The sequence below is a fragment of the Exiguobacterium chiriqhucha RW-2 genome (assembly GCF_000416965.1).
GTDB lineage: Bacteria > Bacillota > Bacilli > Exiguobacteriales > Exiguobacteriaceae > Exiguobacterium > Exiguobacterium chiriqhucha.
The window spans coordinates 378,024-396,682 of the sequence record NZ_ATCL01000020.1 but is presented as its reverse complement, the minus strand read 5'-3'; the positions used below and the strand labels follow the sequence as shown (position 1 = coordinate 396,682).

Sequence of the window (18,659 nt, the reverse complement as noted above, 5' to 3'; positions counted from 1 at the left end):
TCTTCCTCCTTAGAACAGATCGTTGCTGTCGACAATCAAGGCGACACGCCCGTCTCCGAGTATCGTCGCACCAGAGATGGCCGGAATGCCCTCGAGATACGTACCGAGCGGCTTCATGACAATCTCTTGTTGGCCAATCAAATCGTTGACGACCACGCCGACGAGTTTATTTCCTTTACGGACGACGACGACCGGGAATTGCGTCTTCGTTTCCGTCTCAATCGCAAACATTTCTTTTAAATAGACGAGCGGGACGAGCTGACCTCGGAAATCGAAGACACGTTCGCGATGGGCCGTCAAAATGTCAGCCTCGTCAAGAAGTGTCGTCTCAAGAATCGATGACAACGGGATGGCGTACGTCTCCTCACCGGCTTGAACGAGCATCGCCGAGATGATGGACAGCGTGAGCGGAAGGCTGACTTGGAATTTCGTCCCTTGTCCGACGACCGTCTCGAGCGTGACGACCCCACCGAGTGATTCAATTTTGTTTTTCACGACGTCAAGACCGACACCGCGACCAGACAAATCAGTGACGACGTCTGCCGTCGAGAAGCCTGGGGCAAAGATGAGCATAGCGACTTCGTTATCGGTCATCGCTGTCGCTTCTTCCGGCGTGATGACGCCGCGCTCGAGCGCTTTCGACCGGACTTTATCGACATGGATCCCAGCCCCGTCGTCCTCGATTTCAATGAAGACACGGTTGCCGCCATGGTAAGCCCGGAGTGCAAGACTCCCTTGCTCCGGTTTCCCGGCTGCGACACGGACTTCTGGTAGTTCGATGCCGTGATCGATGGCATTGCGAATCAAGTGAACGAGCGGGTCGCCAATCTCATCGATGACCGTCCGATCGAGTTCCGTCTCCGCGCCTGTGATCTCAAGCTGGACTTTTTTATGGATGTCTTTCGCGACCGAACGTACCATGCGTGGGAAGCGGTTGAACACTTGCTCGATCGGCATCATCCGGAGCGTCAGCACGAGTGATTGGAGTTCGTTCGTCCCGCGTTTGATTTTCTCGACCGTCTCGTTCAATTCAGGCTGTCCGACTTCGTCGGCGAGCCGCTCGAGACGACCGCGGTCGATAATGAACTCTTCGAATAAGTTCATTAAACGATCAATCCGTTCCAAGTTGACGCGAATCGTCTTCGCCTGGGCGACAGCCTGTTCTTTCGGCTCGTCCGCCTCGACTTTCGGTTTCGCTTCAGCGACGGCGACGGTCTCGGCACTGACGGCGACTTCCGGTTCACTCGATGCACTCGTATACACCGTCACGAGGACGTGCTCGACTTCTGACACTTGGGACACGGCGTGTTCAATCACATCTGCCGTCTCTTGTGACACAAACAAGACGTCAAACGAGAGGTCGAACTGCTCTTGTTCGATGGCCTCGGTTTCCGGTAACGTCCGGACGACCTCGCCGAGTTCTTGCAGGCGATCGAATACCATATAAGCACGCGCCGCTTTCAAAACGACGGCATCGGATAGTTTCACGTGCAATTGGAACGCCTCGAAGCCCGTCTCCTTCGCTTGGGTGATGACCGAATCCGTATAAAGGTCGGCCGTGAAGACGTTGGCTTCGACCGTCGGAGCCGCCTTTGGCGAGCTGCCGATGAACGACTGGAACGCAGACACCGTCGCAGCGACATCGACGTTCGCGCCTCGGCCGCCGGTCTCGATATTGGCAATCATCTCTTCGATTTGTTCCATCGCTGAGAACATCGTATCAAGCAACAGCTGGTTGCTCTCTTTCTTACCGGCCCGAACCAAGTCGAGCGCGCTCTCCATCTCATGTGTCAAGTTGGCCACACTCTCGTAACCCATCGTCGCCGACATTCCTTTGAGCGTATGCGCGGAGCGGAAAATCTCTTGAATCGCCTCTTGGCTGCCCGTCTGTTCAAGTTTTAACAGTTGGGTGTTCACCGATTGAATATGTTCTTGCGACTCATCTAAAAACAATCCTAAGTATTCGTTCACGTCCATCTATAATGCCTCCCTGTCGTTAGACTCGGTTCCACTGACGTTTCAAGTTCCCCATCAAGCGATCCATAAAATGACGCGGTTTCGGCGGTGTCCCGGTCAATGTCGTTAAAATCCGCTCTAACCGCCAACTGATATCACTTTTTCGGTCCAAATGGTAAAACGGGACTTGGGCGATGACCGCTCTTCTGACCGTGGCGTCATCTGGTAAATACCCGAGGAATCGAATCGATTTCTTTAAAAACTGCTCACACGCAACTTCCATTCGTTCAAAACATTGCAGCGCTTCCTCACCCGATTGGGCCCGATTGACGATGACGCCGAGCGGTAAGTCTGGGCTTTGTCGATGCACCAGCTTCGTATAGGCGTACCCATCCATGAGCGAGGTCGGTTCAGGCGTCAAGATGAGAAACATCTCATCGCATCCTTCAATGAATTGAAGTGATGTGTCGGTCGCTCCGGCCCCCATGTCGAACAGGACATAATCGTATTCAGTGAGCACTTCGAGTTCACGCATAAAAAATTGCATATCGGCATGTGAGAATTGGACTAGTTCATCAAGTCCACTCCCCCCATGTAATATATCGACACCATGCACACCTTTCTGAACCGAGGCGGCCAGCGGAATTCGGGCTTTGACCGAATCCATCATCGTCCGTGATCTCGAGGCGTTCAACAAGATATGCACGTTCGCCATCCCGATGTCGAGATCGACGATTAACACGCGCTTCCCAAGCTCGACGAGGCCGATGGCCGTATTGACACAGACGTTCGTCTTGCCGACCCCGCCTTTCCCGCTCGCGAAAGCGATCGTCGTCGGTGGGGTCTCTGTTTTCGCCCTTAGACGTCTTGCTTGGTCCATTGGGTCCACCCTTCTTTCTCAAGCAACCGATCCGTCAGCCGGGAAGGGTCCCCGTTGACGAGGTCGTCAGGCACTTCTTGTCCATCCGTCAGCCAAGCGACCGGCAGCCCACTTTCGCGAACCATCCGATACATCGCATGGATGTCGCTCGTCTCGTCCGCTTTCGTGAAGATCAGCGACCCGAGCGGCAACGGCTCGAACTGACGATATATCATTTCCATGTCCCGCATCTTTGACGTCAAGCTGAGGACGAGCGAGAGACTCGTCTCCGAAAAGTCATGATGCCGCTCGAACTGCTCAACATACGCCTCGTCGCGGAAATTGCGGCCAGCCGTATCAATCAAAATGATGTCTTTTCGAGCGAACAGCTGCTTCGCCCGCTTGAAATCATCAAAATCGTAGGCGACCTCGACCGGGATGTCTAGAATCTCGGCGTACGTCTTCAACTGCTCGATGGCAGCGATTCGATACGTATCCGTCGTGATGAGGCCGACCGAGAGTCCATGCTCGAGCTTATAGTGGGCGGCTAGTTTCGCGAGCGTCGTCGTCTTGCCGACACCGGTCGGACCGACGAGCATCATGTACCGCTTCGGTTCCGGTACAGGCAAGAAAGAATTTTGGATTTGATCGCGGACGTAACGTTCGACGGCGTCGACCGATTTTGTCGTGTAATACAGTTCCTGAATCGCTTCGTCCCACGCTTCACCTTGAAACGATTCGGACGCGAGCAGCGCTTCGACGTGTGCCAATGGTGCCGGCAACCGTCTCGCTCCCGAGATTTCAGGCGCAGCATACGCGACGTTCCGTGGTTGCGGTTGACGTTTTTGCGTTGCCTCAGGTTTCGTTGCCGCGACCGGCTTCGCAACCGTACGTGGTTTGACGGCGAGCGGCGCCTTCTCGAGCGCGGCGATGACCTCGACGTGTTGTGAGGCGAACAAGCCGAGCCATCCTTTCTTCACTTGGCGCGAATTCAAGATGACGGCGTCGTCGCCAAACTCTTGTTTGACTTTCGCCATCGCTTCCGCCATCGTCTTGCCTGTATATTTTTTGATTTGCACTTAAATCACCCCAATACTTTTCACTTCAATCGAGCTGAGCAGTTCGTTGTAGGCGAGGACCGGCACATCCGGATAATACCGTTCGAGCAATTGTCTCACGAACAGGCGGATTGTCGGCGAACAAAGAATGACGGCCGATGCCCCGTAGCGTTCGAACATCGACAGCTGCTCGCCCGAGCGTTCGATAATCTCGCGCGCTTGTTCCGGGTCGAGCGCCAAATAGTTGCCGAACTCCGTCTTTTGAACGGCGTCTTGAATCAGCTGTTCGGTCTGACCGCCGAGCGTGACCACGTAGAGTGGTCCGTCGGGCGGACTGACTTGATCCGTCAATTGACGCGACAGACCTTGCCGGCAGTATTCGCCGAGGATATCCGCGTCTTTCGTCACTTTGCCATAGTCGGCCATCGTCTCGAACAAGAGCGGTAAATTGCGAATCGAGACGTGTTCTTTCAACAGATGACGGAGCACTTTTTGAATGTCTCCAATCGACAAGACGGATGGTGTCACGTCTTCGACGAGCACCGGATGTGTCTCTTTCAAATGCTCGACGAGCTGTTTCGTCTCTTCACGGCCGAGCAGGTCGGCAGCGTGTTTCTTGAGCGTCTCCGTCAAATGTGTCGCCACGACGGACGGCGGATCGACGACGGTATACCCGCTCATTTCGGCGCGGGTGCGCGTCTCTTCATCAATCCATAGCGCCGGGAGACCGAACGCCGGCTCCGTCGTTTCAATCCCATATACTTCTGGATCTTCAATCCCAGGACTCATCGCCAAGTAATGATCGAGCAAGAGTTCGCCTTCAGCGACGACGTTGCCTTTCACTTTGATGCGATATGCGTTCGGTGACAGTTGCAGATGATCACGAATCCGTACCGTCGGCAAGATGAACCCGAGTTCGAGCGCGAGCTGACGACGGATCATGACGACTCGGTCGAGCAAGTCGCCGCCTTGCGATTCATCGGCGAGCGGAATGAGTCCGTAACCGAACTCGAACTCGATAGCATCAATCTGTAACAGCGAAACGACCGTCTCCGTCGGTGCCGACGGTTCTTCTTCCGGTAACGGCGTATCGATGACCCGTTTCAAATTGCGACGCATCGTATAGGCGCCATAGAACGTGGCGCCGGCAATGATGAGCGTCACGGGGAGCAGACTCGGCGAAATAAAGCCGAGCATGATGACGATGGAGCCGGCGATATAGAGCAGCGTCGGGTTTTGACCGAGCTGATCGACGACGTCCTCGCCGAGATTCCCGTCCGAGACGGCACGCGTGACGATAATCCCGGTTGCCGTCGAGATGAGGAGCGCCGGGATTTGACCGACGAGCCCGTCCCCGATCGTCATGAGGGAGAACGTCTGGAACGCCTCACCGACCGGAAGTCCCATTTGGACGGTACCGATGATGATCCCAAAAATCAAGTTGATGGCGACGATGATAATCCCGGCGATGGCGTCCCCTTTGACGAATTTCGAGGCCCCATCCATCGATCCATAAAAGTCGGCTTCGCTTTGAATCTTTTTCCGACGGATTTGCGCGTCTTTGTCATCAATCAAGCCCGAATTCAAATCGGCATCGATGGCCATCTGTTTCCCTGGCATCGCGTCGAGGGTGAAACGCGCCGATACTTCAGACACACGCTCGGCCCCTTTCGTGATGACGACGAACTGGATGATGACGAGGATGAGGAAGACGACGAACCCGACAAGTATGTTCCCGCCGACGACGAAGTGACCGAACGTCTCGATGACTTCTCCGCCGTACCCGGTCGATAAGATCGAACGGGTCGTCGACACGTTCAATCCGAGCCGGAACAACGTCACGATCAGCAAGAGCGACGGAAAGACCGAGAAGTCGAGTGCTTCACGAGCATTCATCGCGACGAGCAAAATGAGCAACGCAATCAGTATATTGACAATGATTAAGAAATCTAACATGAACCCCGGTAACGGGATGACGAGCATGACGACGATTAACAGAACGCCGATCAATACCGCAAAATCTTTAGCTTTTACTGCCAATACATACTCCTCCTCAAGACGGTTGTTTCAATTGATAGACGAATGCGAGCACTTCGGCGATCGCCTGATAAAACGACTCGTCAACGACTTCCCCGATATCCATTTGGGCGTACAGCGCACGGGCCAACGGTTTGTTTTCGACAATCGGGATGTCATGTTCTTTGGCCACGTCACGGATATTGAAGGCGACACGATCGACCCCTTTGGCGACGACGAGCGGCGCGAAGTCTTTCGTGTCATCGTACCGGATGACGACGGCATAGTGGGTCGGGTTGGTGATGACGACATCCGCGTTCGGAATTTCTTGCATCATACGGCGCATCGCCATCTCCCGTTGTTGTTGTTTGATTTTCGATTTAATGAGCGGGTCACCCTCACTATTCTTATACTCGTCTTTGATATCTTGCTTCGACATGCGAATCGATTTCTCAAAATCGAATCGTTGATAGAAGAAGTCGAGCAACGCGAGCGCGAGCAAGGCCACACTCACCCATAGTCCGAGTTCGATCGTGATATGGGCGAGCGCGATGACCGATTCACGGATATGTTCGACCGCCATGCGGGACAGCTCTTTTTGATTCTGCCAGAGCACGGCGACGGCAGTCGTCAGGATAATCAATAATTTGAATAAGGACTTTAAAAATTCGACGACCGCTTTCATACTGATAATCCGTTTGACCCCTTTAATCGGATCGATTCGTTCGAGTTTCGGTTGAATCGCTTCCGCCGAGAACAACGTCCCGATTTGAAGGTAGTTGATTAAAATCCCGAACACGACGGCGACCGCGAAGAACGGGCCTACGATCAGTCCGACCCGAAGCAACAAGTCGGTGAGCATGCCGGACAATCCGTTGGACAGATCGAACAGTAAGTAGCTCGGACCGAGCAACTCTTTCGTCACACTGAACAACTGTTTGCCGAGATACGGTCCTAAGAACGATAACATGAGAAACATCGCGAACAAGGCAAAGGCACCGGTCAAATCGGCTGACTTGGCCACTTGGCCTTTCTTGCGCGAATCCTCTCGTTTACGTGGTGTTGCTTTTTCGGTTTTTTCTCCTGCAAAAAATTGAAGATCGACCGATAAGGTATATAGAGGCTTCATGAGGCGTCTCCTAGCACAGTCATAAAATCACGTAACACTTCTTGTAGAATCGGGATGAATTGGCTGATGCCGTTCAAGGTCAAGCCCATCATGACGACCATGACCGAAAATCCCGCAATCAGCTTGAATGAAAATCCGATTGCAAAAATATTGAACTGCGGCGCCGATTTCGCCAAGAACCCGAGCGCCATGTCGACGAGCAAGAGCGATGCCATGAGCGGAAAGGCAAGCTGCAAGGCGACCATCATCGTCATTGTGACGACCTTGACGGCCATCATGAGTGACGCTTCGCTAAAGTCGATGATCGGCTGACCCGGCGGATAAATTTGAAAGCTATAATAGATGCCATCAATCAGCAACAGATGTAAGTTGCTCGACAGCATGATAAACAACGTAAAAATATAATAGAATCGACCGATCAGCGGCGACTGGCCTCCGAACATCGGGTCATAGGCCGATGCCATCGCGAGTCCGAGCTGTAAATCGATGACGCCACCCGCAATCTGAGGCGCAAAGAATAAAATGTTAATCAAAATACCGAGCACTAACCCGATCAACACCTCGTACAACACCTGTAAAATATAGGCTTGACCGAGATCGAGCGGCTCTGTCACCGTGAACATCGCATAATACGCTAAAAAGGCACTGAACGCGACGCGGTGCATGACCGGCAGTTGCCGGGATGAAAATAACGGGACGCTCACGAAGAAGCCGGAAAGACGGGCAAACGTCAATCCATAGAGACTGATGAAATCGACCGCGTTCATTTCGAGGCGACCTCGACCATCAGTTCAAAAATCAAACGGGTGAACCCTTCAATCTGTTGCAGCATCCAAGGCCCAAAGACGACGAGCCCGATAAAGACCGAGACGATCTTTGGGACGAACGATAGCGTCTGCTCTTGAATTTGTGTCGTCGCCTGTAAAATCGAAATGACGAGACCGACGACGAGCGAGATCAATAAGAGCGGCATCGAGATTTTCAATAACGTCCACACACTCTCCGTCGCCAAATAAATGACCATTTCCTGCGTCATATTCGTTCCTCCTACATACTTCTAAGCAAGGACTCCACAATCAAGTGCCATCCATCCACCAACACAAACAGTAACAATTTGAACGGCAATGCGATCATGACCGGCGGAAGCATCATCATCCCCATTGACATGAGGACACTCGCCACGACCATATCGATAATCAAAAATGGCAAGAAGATCATGAACCCGATTTGGAACGCCGTTTTTAACTCGCTAATCGCATAGGCCGGGACCATCGCGAGCAGCGGGACATCTTCGACCGACTCAGGTTGCTCATAGTTCCCATATTTAATAAATAATTGCAAATCCTCTTGGCGCGTATATTGGGCCATGAACCGCTTCATCGTATTCCCCGCCTCTTCGAACGCCTCGTCTTGGCTGATTTCGTCGTCCATATATGGCGACAACGCCTGATCATTCAACTCCGATAGTACAGGCGACATGACGAACAACGTGATGAACAGGGCGAGCCCGATAATCAGCTGGTTCGGTGGCGTCTGCTGCGTCCCGAGTGCCGGGCGGATGAACGAAAGCACGACGACGACTCGTGTGAAACAAGTCATCAAGATTAAAAACGATGGCGCGAGCGTGAGCAAGGTGAGCACGACCAACAATTTGATCGAGGTCGATGTACTGTCTGGCGTCTCCAAGTTGATTAATTGTTCAATCGTCGTCATCGTTTCTTCCTCACTTCTTCAATCTGGGCCAACTGTTGTTTAAACGTGTCGAGGAAAGCCGACGAGTTCGACTGGTTCAAGGTCGGGGCATCGAGCGCCGCCTCGTCCATCGCTTCGGCATCAATCCGGTCGAGCAATTGAATTGAGTCGCCGACACCGAGCACGTACACTTGTTCACCGAGCTTGACGAGTTGCACCGAACGGTCTTTGCCGAGCGGGACACCACCGAGATGGGTCAAATGCTGAGCCGACTTCACGCCTTGTGTCCGTGCGTTCAACCATCGCACGAGGACGAGGAACCCACCGATGACGACGACCAGGCTCAAGATGAGCTTGATGGCCGTGCCGACCGATGAGACGGCCGATGTGACCGGTTCCTCTTTCGTGTCTGGTTGTTGCTGTTCGAACTGTTGGTCGACGGTGGCGGCCTCGACCGTGGCCGGGACGAATAACCCAGCCACGAGAAGGATAATCAACCACCACTTGTTCATTGTGCGACCGTTTTTGAGACTGCCTCGACGACGCGTTCAGCGTTGAACGGTTTGACGATAAAGTCTTTTGCTCCTGCTTGAATCGCATCGATGACCATCGCTTGTTGTCCCATCGCCGAACACATGATTACTTTCGCGTTCGAATCGAACCCGCGGATTTCCTTCAAGGCTGCCAAGCCGTCCATTTCTGGCATCGTGATGTCGAGCGTGACGAGATCGGGCATGAGCTCACGATATTTCGCGACTGCATCGACACCGTTCTCCGCTTCTCCGACGACTTCAAATCCATTCTTTGTCAAGATATCCTTAATCATCATACGCATGAACGCCGCATCATCTACCACTAAAATTTTTGCACTCATTGTTCTTCCTCCTTAAACGATGCCAATCCGCTCGTGCGGTTGGATAATTTCTGTTACACGGACGCCGAAGTTCTCTTCGATGACGACGACTTCGCCCCGGGCGATCCGTTGTTGGTTCACATAAATATCGACCGGCTCACCGGCCAACTTATCGAGTTCGATAATCGAACCTTGTGACAGCTCAAGCACTTCTCGGACCGAACGTTTCGTCCGTCCGAGTTCGACCGTCACGTTGAGCGGCACGTCATACAACAATCCCAGATTCGCTGGAATCGAGTCGTTCGTCGCCGGTGCGTGGAGCGGCATGAACTCGGCCTGGCTGACCGCGACTTCCGGTACCGACTTCGCTGCCGGACGAACCGGTTGTTGGGCGGCGGGAGCCGGTGCCTTCGGCGCTTCCTGCTTCGGCGCGACCGGGGCAGCTGCCGGAGCTGGTGCGACAGGGGCTGGCGATGTGGCGGCCATCAGTTCGTTGACAAGTTGTTTCCCGAACTGGACCGGGGCAATTTGAACGATTTTCGAATCGATTAACGTACCGACCTTCAAGTTGAACTCGATTAAGACCATCGTCTCCCAAAGCTCGAGGCGGTCGATAATCGTCTGGTTCTTCGTCGCATCGAACACTTCGACGAGCGGTGGTGAAATATCAATCTTTTTCGAGAATACGGTCGACAATGATGTCGCTGCCGCACCCATCATTTGGTTCATCGCCTCTTGGACGGCTGAAAGACGAATTTCATCGAGTCCTTCCGGATCGACGCCAATCCCTGTTCCACCGAGCATCAAGTCTGAGATGATGGCGGCGTCTTCCCGTGTCAATACGAGCACGTTCTCGCCTTTCAAGCCTTCTGTATAGCCGACTCGAAGTGCCACGTGCGGCGTCGGATAACGCTCACGGAGCGCATCGATTGTGACCTCACTGACGATTGGAGTCGTGATTTCTACTTTTTGTTGCAGTAACGTCGATAGCGCCGTCGCCGAGTTACCGAACGAGATATTTCCGATTTCCCCTAAGGCGTCGCTTTCCATCGAATCAAGATGTTCTTCAGGATTCGCCTCCGGTTTTGACGACTCGCTCGTCCCGCGCAATAACGCGTCTATTTCATCTTGTGACAACATCTCACTCATTGCTCTTCCTCCTTCACCCGGTGGAGCACTTGGACCGCCATCCGCTTCCCGCTCACACCGACTTGCCCTCTGAACACTTTATTTTCCCCTACCATGATCGATAACGGGTCTTTCACCAATTGATCGAGGGTCAAACAGTCCCCGACCTCTAAATGCAACAAGTCACCGAACGTGATCGTCGTCTCCCCGAGCAGGGACACGACCTCGACCGACGAGTTCATCAACTGGGCTTTGAGCGGTTCTTTGCTGTTCCCGCTCGCATTGCGGCGATTGGCCTCTTGCATCCAGTAATGACTCGACAGTTTCGATAACACCGGCTCAATCGTCACGAACGGTAAGCAGACGTTGATTGTCCCGCTCACTTCGCCGATGGTGACACCGATTGAGACGAGGACGACCGTCTCGTTTGGCGAGACGAGTTGGAGGAACTGGGGATTGACCTCGACCGCTGTCATCTCTGACTTGATCTCGGCAATCGATTCCCAGGCGTCTCCGTATCCTGCAAACGCTCGTTTATATAATTGCGTCAAGATGCGCATCTCGATTTCCGTGAAGCTCTCGACTTTTTCAATCTCGACCCCGGGACCGCCGAGTAGGCGATCGAGCATCGCGTACGAGATGTTCGGATTCACTTCGATGATGAAACGGCCGTTGAGCGGCGGCGCTTCAATCAAGTTGATCATCGTCATGCTCGGAATGGAATGAATGAATTCGTCATAAGGAAGCTGTTCGACCGAGTTGACCGTGAACTGGACGTACGTCCGGAGCTGGGCCGAGAAGAACGTGGTCAGCATCCGTGTGAAATGCTCATGAATCCGGGTCAAGCTTCGGATTTGGTCTTTCGAGAAGCGGACCGCCCGTTTAAAGTCATACTGCCGGACTTTCCGCTCTTCTTCCTGGGCCAAAAAGGAGTCGGCTTCGACGTCGCCACTGCTTAACGCCGATAGCAAGGCATCAATTTCTTGTTGAGATAAGACTTCTCCCATGATGCCACCTCACTGTATGATTTTCTTCGTCATGTAGACTCGTTGGACCTCGCCTGACTCCAACAGTCCGTTTAATTGTTTGCGGAGCGACTGCTCAAACTTCTGCATGTCTTCTTTCGTCGTGAGCTTCGCTTTCGTCATGCCGGCCAAATCGCCGAGGATGACGTTATGCACTTGGAACTTTCGAAGTTCGAGATCTTCTTTCGTCTCCGCAGCATCCGTCACGATTGTGAACTGGACGTTGATGAAACGCTCATCTTGGATGTTCGTCGTCATATCGTCCGTCGTGAAGCTGCGTTCGGCCAATTCTTCGGCGGTGACAGGTTTCGTCTTCGCCGTCACGTTGTCCCCGAACAAGTATTTATAAGTCATGAATCCGGCCCCGCCCATGACGAGCAGGACGACTAGCAGGATGAGCACCATCTTCATGGCGCCGCCTTTTTGTTTTTCTTCACTCATCTTCTTCACCTCGTATGCCTATCGTTCCAACCAGACCGACCGAGGCATAGAACGCCGTCGTCCGGTCGATGATTTGTTGTTTCGTCTCGCGGACGATATACGTCTTTCCGTTATACAAGTGAATGATCGTATCGGGCTCGGCTTTGACCGTCTCGATGAACAAGGCATTCAGCACAAGTTCTTCACCCCGGAGCGTCGTGACGCGAATCATCAGCGTTTCAAGTTGACGAGTTCTTGGAGAATCTCGTCCGATGTTGTGATGATTCGTGTGTTCGCTTGAAAACCACGCTGCGCGACAATCATTTCTGTGAACTCTTCCGACAAGTCGACGTTCGACATCTCGAGGGCACCCGAGACGAGTTCGCCACGTCCATCTTGTCCAGGGATACCAATGTTCGGCTCACCTGAGTTTTGCGATTGAATGAAGTTGTTCGCGCCGACTTTTGACAATCCGGCGTTGTTGGCGAACGTGACGACTTGGATTTGGCCGACGACTGTCGAAGCTCCGGCGTTATCGACGTAGCTGACTTGTCCGTCTTTCCCGATTGAGAGCGACTTCGCACCGGCAGGGATGTTAATTCGGTCTCCTGTCATGCTGAGGACGTACGCACCGTCTCCGTTGACGAGGTCTCCTGTGTTATCCGTGTAGAAGTTACCGGCCCGCGTGTATTGTGTTTGACCGTTCACGTCCAAGGCGAAGAATCCTTCTCCTGAGATCCCGACATCAAGCGCTCTCCCTGAGTTTTGCATGGCGCCTTGGTTATAGACGTTATCGACAGTCGCCATCGTACCCCCGAGACCGACTTCTTTCGGGTTGACCCCGCCGCTGACACCGTTTGCCGCTGTCGCACTACCAACTTGCTGACTAACGAGGTCTTTGAACGTGACCCGGCCCTTTTTATAGCCGAACGTGTTGACGTTGGCGATGTTGTTCCCGACGACGTCAAGCTTCGATTGGAAGTTCTTTAAACCACTGATTCCTGAGTACATTGCTCTTAACATGATGAATCCTCCTATGCTTGTTTGATGGAAGTGATGTTGTACACGTTGACGGACGTTCCGTCTTCAAGGTCGGCCACATAGCCGGCTTCGGTCTTCGAAATCGAGAGAACACGTCCCGAGCCTTTAATCGTCTCGGTTTCCGTTTCGTTTGTATAAGCGACCGTTTGCCCGATCATATTGCTGAACTCCGAAATCGAGGCCATTTGTCGATCGACGAGCGCGGAATCGAGTTGTTTCGAAATCGTCTGCATCTGTTCGAGAGAAGAGAACTGAGCCATCTGAGAGATGAACTCACGGTCTTCCATCGGTGACATCGGGTCTTGGTTGGCGAGTTGGGCGAGCAACAGTTTCAAGAACATGCTTTGATCGTATTGGTTCGTCGCTTTCGGCATCGATTGATCCGGTAGCGTATAGTCATTCGTCTTCGGCTGGATTGTCGTCATCGTCAGGGTCTCCTTTCGGTTGTTCATGGTGTTCCGGTTCAGGTTGGTCGAACTCATTGAAGCTCGAGTTTTTCGTCTCTAGCGCTTGTTGGGTCAAGTTGACCTCGACGCGGACGTTCGGGTTCGCGGGCTGGAGCGTCTGTTGCAACTGTCCTAGTTGTGATTGCAATAACTGCTTCGCCTCTTGGTTACTCGCAAACAGCTTGACGACGAGTTCTCCGTTCTGCCGTTCGAGTTTGACGACGAGTTCCCCTAACTGTTCCGGATAAAGACGGACCGTGAACACTTTCGACCCATCGGCCCCGCTCTTGAACGGTGCCCGGTGCAAGGCCGCTTCGATGCGGGCCTGCATGTTTTCAGATAATGAGCCTTTCGAGGCGTACATCACCATCTCAGAATCGATATTCGGTTTCGACCACGTCATGCTTTTCGGCATCCAGTCGGTTTCTTTGATCGGCTGTTGCATCTGTGCGGGTTGCGTTTCAGTTTGTGTCACACCGGGTAAAGGTTTTGGGGTCTGTCCGAGCGTCCCTTTAAACTGCGCAACGACTTGCTGGATGATGCGCACGTTCTCCTCTACTTGATCGACCGGCACCGTTTGGACGAGTGTGTCCGTCTCTTTCTTCGTGAGCGTAAACGAGAGCGTCGGCGCTGCCGCTTGGCTTGTGATCAGTGCAGGGATTGCGTCCGGGGCCTTGGCCGTTGCAGGTTCCGGGGCGACTTGATTCAAAATTCCGATATAGGCATCCATGAACTTGCGATACGCATCGGCCGGCAATGACTTCAACCATTGCAGGCTATCCGGCTGTTGCAGCCACTGCTCTAACCGATTCGATACGTTCTCGAGCGGGAGCGATGCTTCGTCTTCCGGAACAGCCATAGCTTCAGGCGACGAGGTCGGCGTCGTTCCGAGCATGGCCGAGAGCAATTCTAAAAACTGTCCGGTCGGGGTCGCACTCGCGTCCCCGCCTTTTTGTGGTGCCCCTTGCATCGATTGGGCCAGTAAGGCGATATTCATCATCATGTCCTCCTTTCCAGTCACTGGAGCAACTGGGTGACGACGGCGGCCTGTTGGGCATCCATCCGTCCCAATATGTCGGCTTGTTGCTTCGGCGACAATTCCTTCAATAGGTTCGCCACTTGCGGACTCTCGAGTTCGTTCATGATGGCAGCGGCTTGTTTCGCTGACATCTCCTCATAGACACGAGACACGTCCGAGGTTTCTTCTTCGACCGCACTGGCCGTCGCCAACTCCGCGACGAGTCGGTCACGTTCCTGAATCAACTTCGAGACTTCTTCTTGTCTAGCCTTCACTTCGTTCGTCAACTCGGCGTTATCGGCCCGAAGCTTCTCAATCTCGGCATTCGCCACTTTCAAGCGATTCGCGGCATCAGTATCCACACCGGTCACGTTCACGTTCGTCTTCACTTTTTCTTCCGGCTCTTGTTTTGAACCGGTCTCTAGAAACGGGACCGATAACAACGGACGGTCCATCGCATAGTTCATGACGACAATCCCTCCAACGAGTAGAAAGATGGCCGGGACGAGAACGAGCGCGACCAATAGCTGTCTGCCTCGCTTCGTGTTGTCTTTTTCCATCGGTTTACTTCCCTTTCCCGTGATGAATCACTGCCAACTCATCGATGAAATGCTGTTCGATGAGCTTTGTCGCGGCCACTTCATCTTGACTGACTTTTTCATGCAACGTTACATATTTCTTTTCCTCGACGACTTTTCCGAGCAGACGTTCCTGCGACAAATGGTAGCGGTTACGCGCCTGCTGGACGACGAGTTGTTGTGTCTCGATTTGGCGTTTCAACCGTTCGCGTGTCTGTTCACGGTATTGCGACATGAGCAAATCAATGACGCCAGCTTGTTCGTCTTGACTCTTCATGAGCGACTCGTACGTCAACACGAGCCGATACAGCGTCTCCATCTCTGTCTCGAACCGCGCTTTATGTTGTCTCATCTCCGTCGCCGACTCTTCTTTCTCGTGTTCTGCGATCGGCATGATGCGCTCTAACAATAATCTGTTCATCGTTCACCTCGCACGATTTGGGCCAGGCGCTCTAACGATTCCTCGAGCGGGGCCTCTTCTTCGATGGATTGCTTTAAAAACGTCAACAAGTTCGGATACTGCTCGATGGCGGTATCGATGGCCGGGTTCGTCCCTTTTTTATAAGCACCTATATTGATTAAGTCTTCGGCATCCAAATACGTGGCCAGCCACCCCCGGAACGTCTGCGCGACCTCCCGATGCATCGGCGTGGCAATTTGGTTCATGACGCGGCTGATCGACTTCAAGACGTGTATCGCCGGGAACTGCCCACGGTTCGCGAGCGAGCGGTCCATGACGAAGTGTCCGTCTAAAATCCCGCGCACCGCATCCGCAATCGGCTCGTTCATATCGTCCCCGTCGACGAGGACGGTATAGAACGCCGTAATCGATCCTGTCACGGCGGTCCCGCTTCGTTCTAACAGTTGCGGCAACATCGCGAAGACGGAAGGCGTATACCCTTTAGACGTCGGTGGTTCCCCTGTGGCGAGTCCGATTTCCCGTTGCGCCATGGCGAACCGGGTCACCGAATCCATCATGAGGACGACTTCTTTGCCTTGGTCGCGGAAGTATTCGGCGATGGCTGTCGCCGTATAAGCTCCTTTCAACCGCACGAGCGGAGGTTGGTCGCTCGTCGCCACGATGACGACCGAGCGGGCCATCCCTTCTGGTCCGAGTTCTTTCTCGATGAACTCTTTCACTTCTCGGCCACGCTCTCCGATTAAGGCGATGACGTTGATGTCGGCCGATGATCGTTTGGCGATCATGCCGAGCAATGTCGACTTCCCGACGCCGGAACCTGCGAACAATCCGACCCGCTGTCCTTTCCCGACCGTCAAGAGACCGTCGATGACGCGAACGCCTGTCGAGAGGACGTCTAAAATGCGGGGCCGCTCAAGCGGGTTCGGCGGCTTACGAAGCACGTCGTAACGTGCGCCAGGCATTGCACCCTCACCGGACAAAGGACGGCCGAGACCGTCGAGCACTTGGCCAATCAACTCGTCGCCGACCGGCACTTGAAGCATACGGCCTGTCCCTTTGACCATACATCCCGGTGCGATTTGGGTCGTTTCGCCGTAAGGCATGAGGAGGACGCGTGCCTCATTGAATCCGACAACTTCGGCTTCGACGTGTTGACCGGATGGTAGCTCGATCAAACAACGTTCTCCGATAAAAGCACTCGGTCCATTCGACTCGATCATCAGACCGACGACCCGACAGACGCGTCCGACTTTTCGGACGTACTCGTCATCGGGCGAGGACACAATCGACTCGAGCACGCGGTCAATAAGCGCCATCGGCCAGGACCTCCTCGATTTTGGAACGTACGCGATCAAAGCTATAGCTCAAATCGAGCTCATCCCCGTGATGCGGGGTCTCAATCCTTACGCTCGTCTCATCCAAGCCTGCATCCGCCCGGTATTTGATGCCCGGGCCGTCTGGGATGACCCAGTCCGCTTCAAAGCGTTGAATCGAGGCGAGTCGCGTTGGATGGACGTACACCGTCAATGATTCCGCATCGAGTTGACGGAGCAACTGTTCACGGACACGATCGGCGAACAACGCCTCATCGTTTCGGACGAGTTCTGTCGTCACGCGAGCGCTGACCTCGACGGCGAGGGCGACGAGCTGTTGCTCGGCGTCCCGCCATTTCGTGTCAAACAACTGCTCGAGTTCGACGCTGACCGTGTTTAAGCGGGTCGTCAATTCCTCATACTCGGCCTTGCCGTCCCGTCTTCCTTGCTCAAAGCCTGCGTCGTAGCCTTCTTGTCTAGCCGACACGAGCACTTCTTTCCGTAAGTCGGCGAGTTCTTGTTCCATCGCCGTGCGGCGCGCTTCGAGTGTGGCTGCTTGCTCGTCTAGCTGCGCACGCGTTTGAGCCAACCGCTCCCGCTCTTCATCGTGGTGTAGCATACTCACCGGCTCGAGGAACGGCTTTGAATCAATCCGTTGCGGCTCAAGTGGTGTGGCATAATGGCGTTTGATTACGTTAGACAACGATGTCATCTCCTCCACCGCGGCTAATCACGATTTCTCCGACGTCTTCTAGGCGACGGATGATGCCGACGATACGGCTTTGTGCCTCTTCGACGTCACGCAACCGGACAGGCCCCATGAATTCCATGTCTTCTTTGAACGTTTCGACCATTCGTTGCGACATGTTTTTGAAGATGATCTGTTTGACTTCGTCGGACGAGACTTTGAGGGCGAGCAAGAGATCGTCGTTCGCCACTTCGCGGATAATCCGCTGAATCGCCCGCGAATCGAGTGTAACGATATCCTCGAAGACGAACATCCGTTTTTTGATTTCTTCGGCCAATTCCGGGTCTTCGATTTCAAGCGCATCGAGAATCGTGCGCTCGGTCGTACGGTCGACGCCGTTGAGCACTTCGACGACCGCCTCGATGCCACCAGACTGGGCATAATCTTGCATATCCGTTTGGGACAAGTTCTTCTCGAGAATCTGTTCAATCTCATGAATCACGTCCGGGTTGAGTCGGTCCATCGTCGCGATCCGCTTGGCTACTTCCGACTGAATCTCAGGCGGGAGCTCAGACAAAATTTGTCCTGACTTGACCGGTTCGAGATGCGCCAAAATCAAGGCGATCGTTTGCGGATGCTCGTTTTGGATAAAGTTCAACAGCTGTTTCGGGTCGGCCTTGCGGGCGAACTCGAACGGTCGGACTTGAAGCGTCGAGGTGAGCCGATGGATGAGAGCCATCGCTTTCTCTTCTCCGACCGCTTTCTCGAGCACCGTTTTCGCGAATCCGATGCCCCCTTGCGTGATATAGCTCTGCGCCATGGCGAGCTCGTGGAACTCACCCATGATGGCTTCTTTTTGTTCGGATGATACTTTTTTCAACGCCGAAATTTGTAGCGTCAATTGCTCCATCTCTTCTTCGGACAGATGCTTGTAGACGCTCGCTGCCACTTCAGGTCCAAGCGAGATCATGAGCATGGCCGCTTTTTCTCGGTTCGGTTGTTTGGCGTAATTCACAGT

The 18,659-nt window shown here is 53.6% G+C and carries 22 protein-coding genes; all 22 read right to left on the bottom strand.

Annotated elements, in window-relative coordinates; genetic code table 11:
• Positions 1-9: 9 nt before the first annotated feature.
• From M467_RS26125 to fliG, 22 genes are read right to left on the bottom strand one after another with little or no spacing between them, the layout of a single operon-like run.
• Positions 10-1,977 (bottom strand): chemotaxis protein CheA, encoded by a 1,968-nt coding sequence (locus M467_RS26125; RefSeq protein ID WP_021067140.1) that lies wholly within the window; start codon positions 1,975-1,977, stop codon positions 10-12.
• Between the two features lie 19 nt (positions 1,978-1,996).
• Entirely contained in the window at positions 1,997-2,836 is an 840-nt protein-coding gene (locus tag M467_RS26120; RefSeq protein ID WP_021067139.1) for a MinD/ParA family protein, read from the bottom strand.
• Positions 2,815-3,894, bottom strand: a complete 1,080-nt coding sequence (locus M467_RS26115; protein ID WP_021067138.1) for a flagellar biosynthesis protein FlhF — start codon at positions 3,892-3,894, stop codon at positions 2,815-2,817. The genes M467_RS26120 and M467_RS26115 overlap by 22 nt, the downstream gene beginning before the upstream one ends.
• A complete protein-coding gene (gene flhA, locus M467_RS26110) occupies positions 3,895-5,913 on the bottom strand; it encodes a flagellar biosynthesis protein FlhA (protein WP_021067137.1) in 2,019 nt (672 codons plus the stop codon).
• Positions 5,914-5,926: 13 nt separating this feature from the next.
• Positions 5,927-7,018 (bottom strand): flagellar biosynthesis protein FlhB, encoded by a 1,092-nt coding sequence (gene flhB / locus M467_RS26105; RefSeq protein ID WP_021067136.1) that lies wholly within the window; start codon positions 7,016-7,018, stop codon positions 5,927-5,929.
• A complete protein-coding gene (gene fliR / locus M467_RS26100) occupies positions 7,015-7,785 on the bottom strand; it encodes a flagellar biosynthetic protein FliR (protein ID WP_021067135.1) in 771 nt (256 codons plus the stop codon). The genes flhB and fliR overlap by 4 nt, the downstream gene beginning before the upstream one ends.
• Positions 7,782-8,054 carry a flagellar biosynthesis protein FliQ gene (fliQ, locus tag M467_RS26095; protein WP_021067134.1) on the bottom strand — a complete coding sequence of 91 codons (273 nt, stop codon included), beginning with the start codon at positions 8,052-8,054 and terminating at the stop codon, positions 7,782-7,784. Before fliQ ends, fliR begins: the two co-directional genes overlap by 4 nt.
• A gap of 11 nt (positions 8,055-8,065) precedes the next feature.
• The gene (fliP, locus tag M467_RS26090; protein ID WP_021067133.1) at positions 8,066-8,731 is read right to left on the bottom strand and encodes a flagellar type III secretion system pore protein FliP; all 666 of its coding nucleotides are present in this window, start codon (positions 8,729-8,731) and stop codon (positions 8,066-8,068) included.
• Positions 8,728-9,222: a flagellar biosynthetic protein FliO gene (locus M467_RS26085; protein ID WP_021067132.1), complete on the bottom strand. Its 495-nt coding sequence runs from the start codon at positions 9,220-9,222 to the stop codon at positions 8,728-8,730. Before M467_RS26085 ends, fliP begins: the two co-directional genes overlap by 4 nt.
• Positions 9,219-9,584, bottom strand: a complete 366-nt coding sequence (locus M467_RS26080) for a response regulator (RefSeq protein WP_021067131.1) — start codon at positions 9,582-9,584, stop codon at positions 9,219-9,221. The genes M467_RS26085 and M467_RS26080 overlap by 4 nt, the downstream gene beginning before the upstream one ends.
• Before the next feature lie 12 nt (positions 9,585-9,596).
• Positions 9,597-10,712: a flagellar motor switch phosphatase FliY gene (fliY, locus tag M467_RS26075; protein ID WP_021067130.1), complete on the bottom strand. Its 1,116-nt coding sequence runs from the start codon at positions 10,710-10,712 to the stop codon at positions 9,597-9,599.
• On the bottom strand, positions 10,709-11,698 hold the full coding sequence (gene fliM / locus M467_RS26070) for a flagellar motor switch protein FliM (protein WP_021067129.1): 990 nt from the start codon (positions 11,696-11,698) through the stop codon (positions 10,709-10,711). The genes fliY and fliM overlap by 4 nt, the downstream gene beginning before the upstream one ends.
• Positions 11,699-11,707: 9 nt before the next feature.
• Positions 11,708-12,157: a flagellar basal body-associated FliL family protein gene (locus M467_RS26065; RefSeq protein WP_021067128.1), complete on the bottom strand. Its 450-nt coding sequence runs from the start codon at positions 12,155-12,157 to the stop codon at positions 11,708-11,710.
• The gene (locus tag M467_RS26060) at positions 12,150-12,368 is read right to left on the bottom strand and encodes a flagellar FlbD family protein (RefSeq protein ID WP_021067127.1); all 219 of its coding nucleotides are present in this window, start codon (positions 12,366-12,368) and stop codon (positions 12,150-12,152) included. The genes M467_RS26065 and M467_RS26060 overlap by 8 nt, the downstream gene beginning before the upstream one ends.
• Entirely contained in the window at positions 12,368-13,159 is a 792-nt protein-coding gene (flgG, locus tag M467_RS26055; RefSeq protein ID WP_021067126.1) for a flagellar basal body rod protein FlgG, read from the bottom strand. The genes M467_RS26060 and flgG overlap by 1 nt, the downstream gene beginning before the upstream one ends.
• An 11-nt stretch (positions 13,160-13,170) precedes the next feature.
• The gene (locus M467_RS26050) at positions 13,171-13,602 is read right to left on the bottom strand and encodes a flagellar hook capping FlgD N-terminal domain-containing protein (protein ID WP_021067125.1); all 432 of its coding nucleotides are present in this window, start codon (positions 13,600-13,602) and stop codon (positions 13,171-13,173) included.
• Entirely contained in the window at positions 13,574-14,620 is a 1,047-nt protein-coding gene (locus M467_RS26045) for a flagellar hook-length control protein FliK (protein WP_021067124.1), read from the bottom strand. The genes M467_RS26050 and M467_RS26045 overlap by 29 nt, the downstream gene beginning before the upstream one ends.
• A 20-nt stretch (positions 14,621-14,640) precedes the next feature.
• Entirely contained in the window at positions 14,641-15,201 is a 561-nt protein-coding gene (locus tag M467_RS26040; protein WP_021067123.1) for a MotE family protein, read from the bottom strand.
• 4 nt (positions 15,202-15,205) lie between these two features.
• Entirely contained in the window at positions 15,206-15,640 is a 435-nt protein-coding gene (locus M467_RS26035; protein WP_021067122.1) for a flagellar FliJ family protein, read from the bottom strand.
• The gene (fliI, locus tag M467_RS26030; RefSeq protein ID WP_021067121.1) at positions 15,637-16,956 is read right to left on the bottom strand and encodes a flagellar protein export ATPase FliI; all 1,320 of its coding nucleotides are present in this window, start codon (positions 16,954-16,956) and stop codon (positions 15,637-15,639) included. Before fliI ends, M467_RS26035 begins: the two co-directional genes overlap by 4 nt.
• A complete protein-coding gene (locus M467_RS26025) occupies positions 16,943-17,665 on the bottom strand; it encodes a FliH/SctL family protein (protein WP_031200177.1) in 723 nt (240 codons plus the stop codon). Before M467_RS26025 ends, fliI begins: the two co-directional genes overlap by 14 nt.
• Positions 17,649-18,656: a flagellar motor switch protein FliG gene (gene fliG / locus M467_RS26020; protein ID WP_021067119.1), complete on the bottom strand. Its 1,008-nt coding sequence runs from the start codon at positions 18,654-18,656 to the stop codon at positions 17,649-17,651. Before fliG ends, M467_RS26025 begins: the two co-directional genes overlap by 17 nt.
• Positions 18,657-18,659 lie beyond the last annotated feature (3 nt).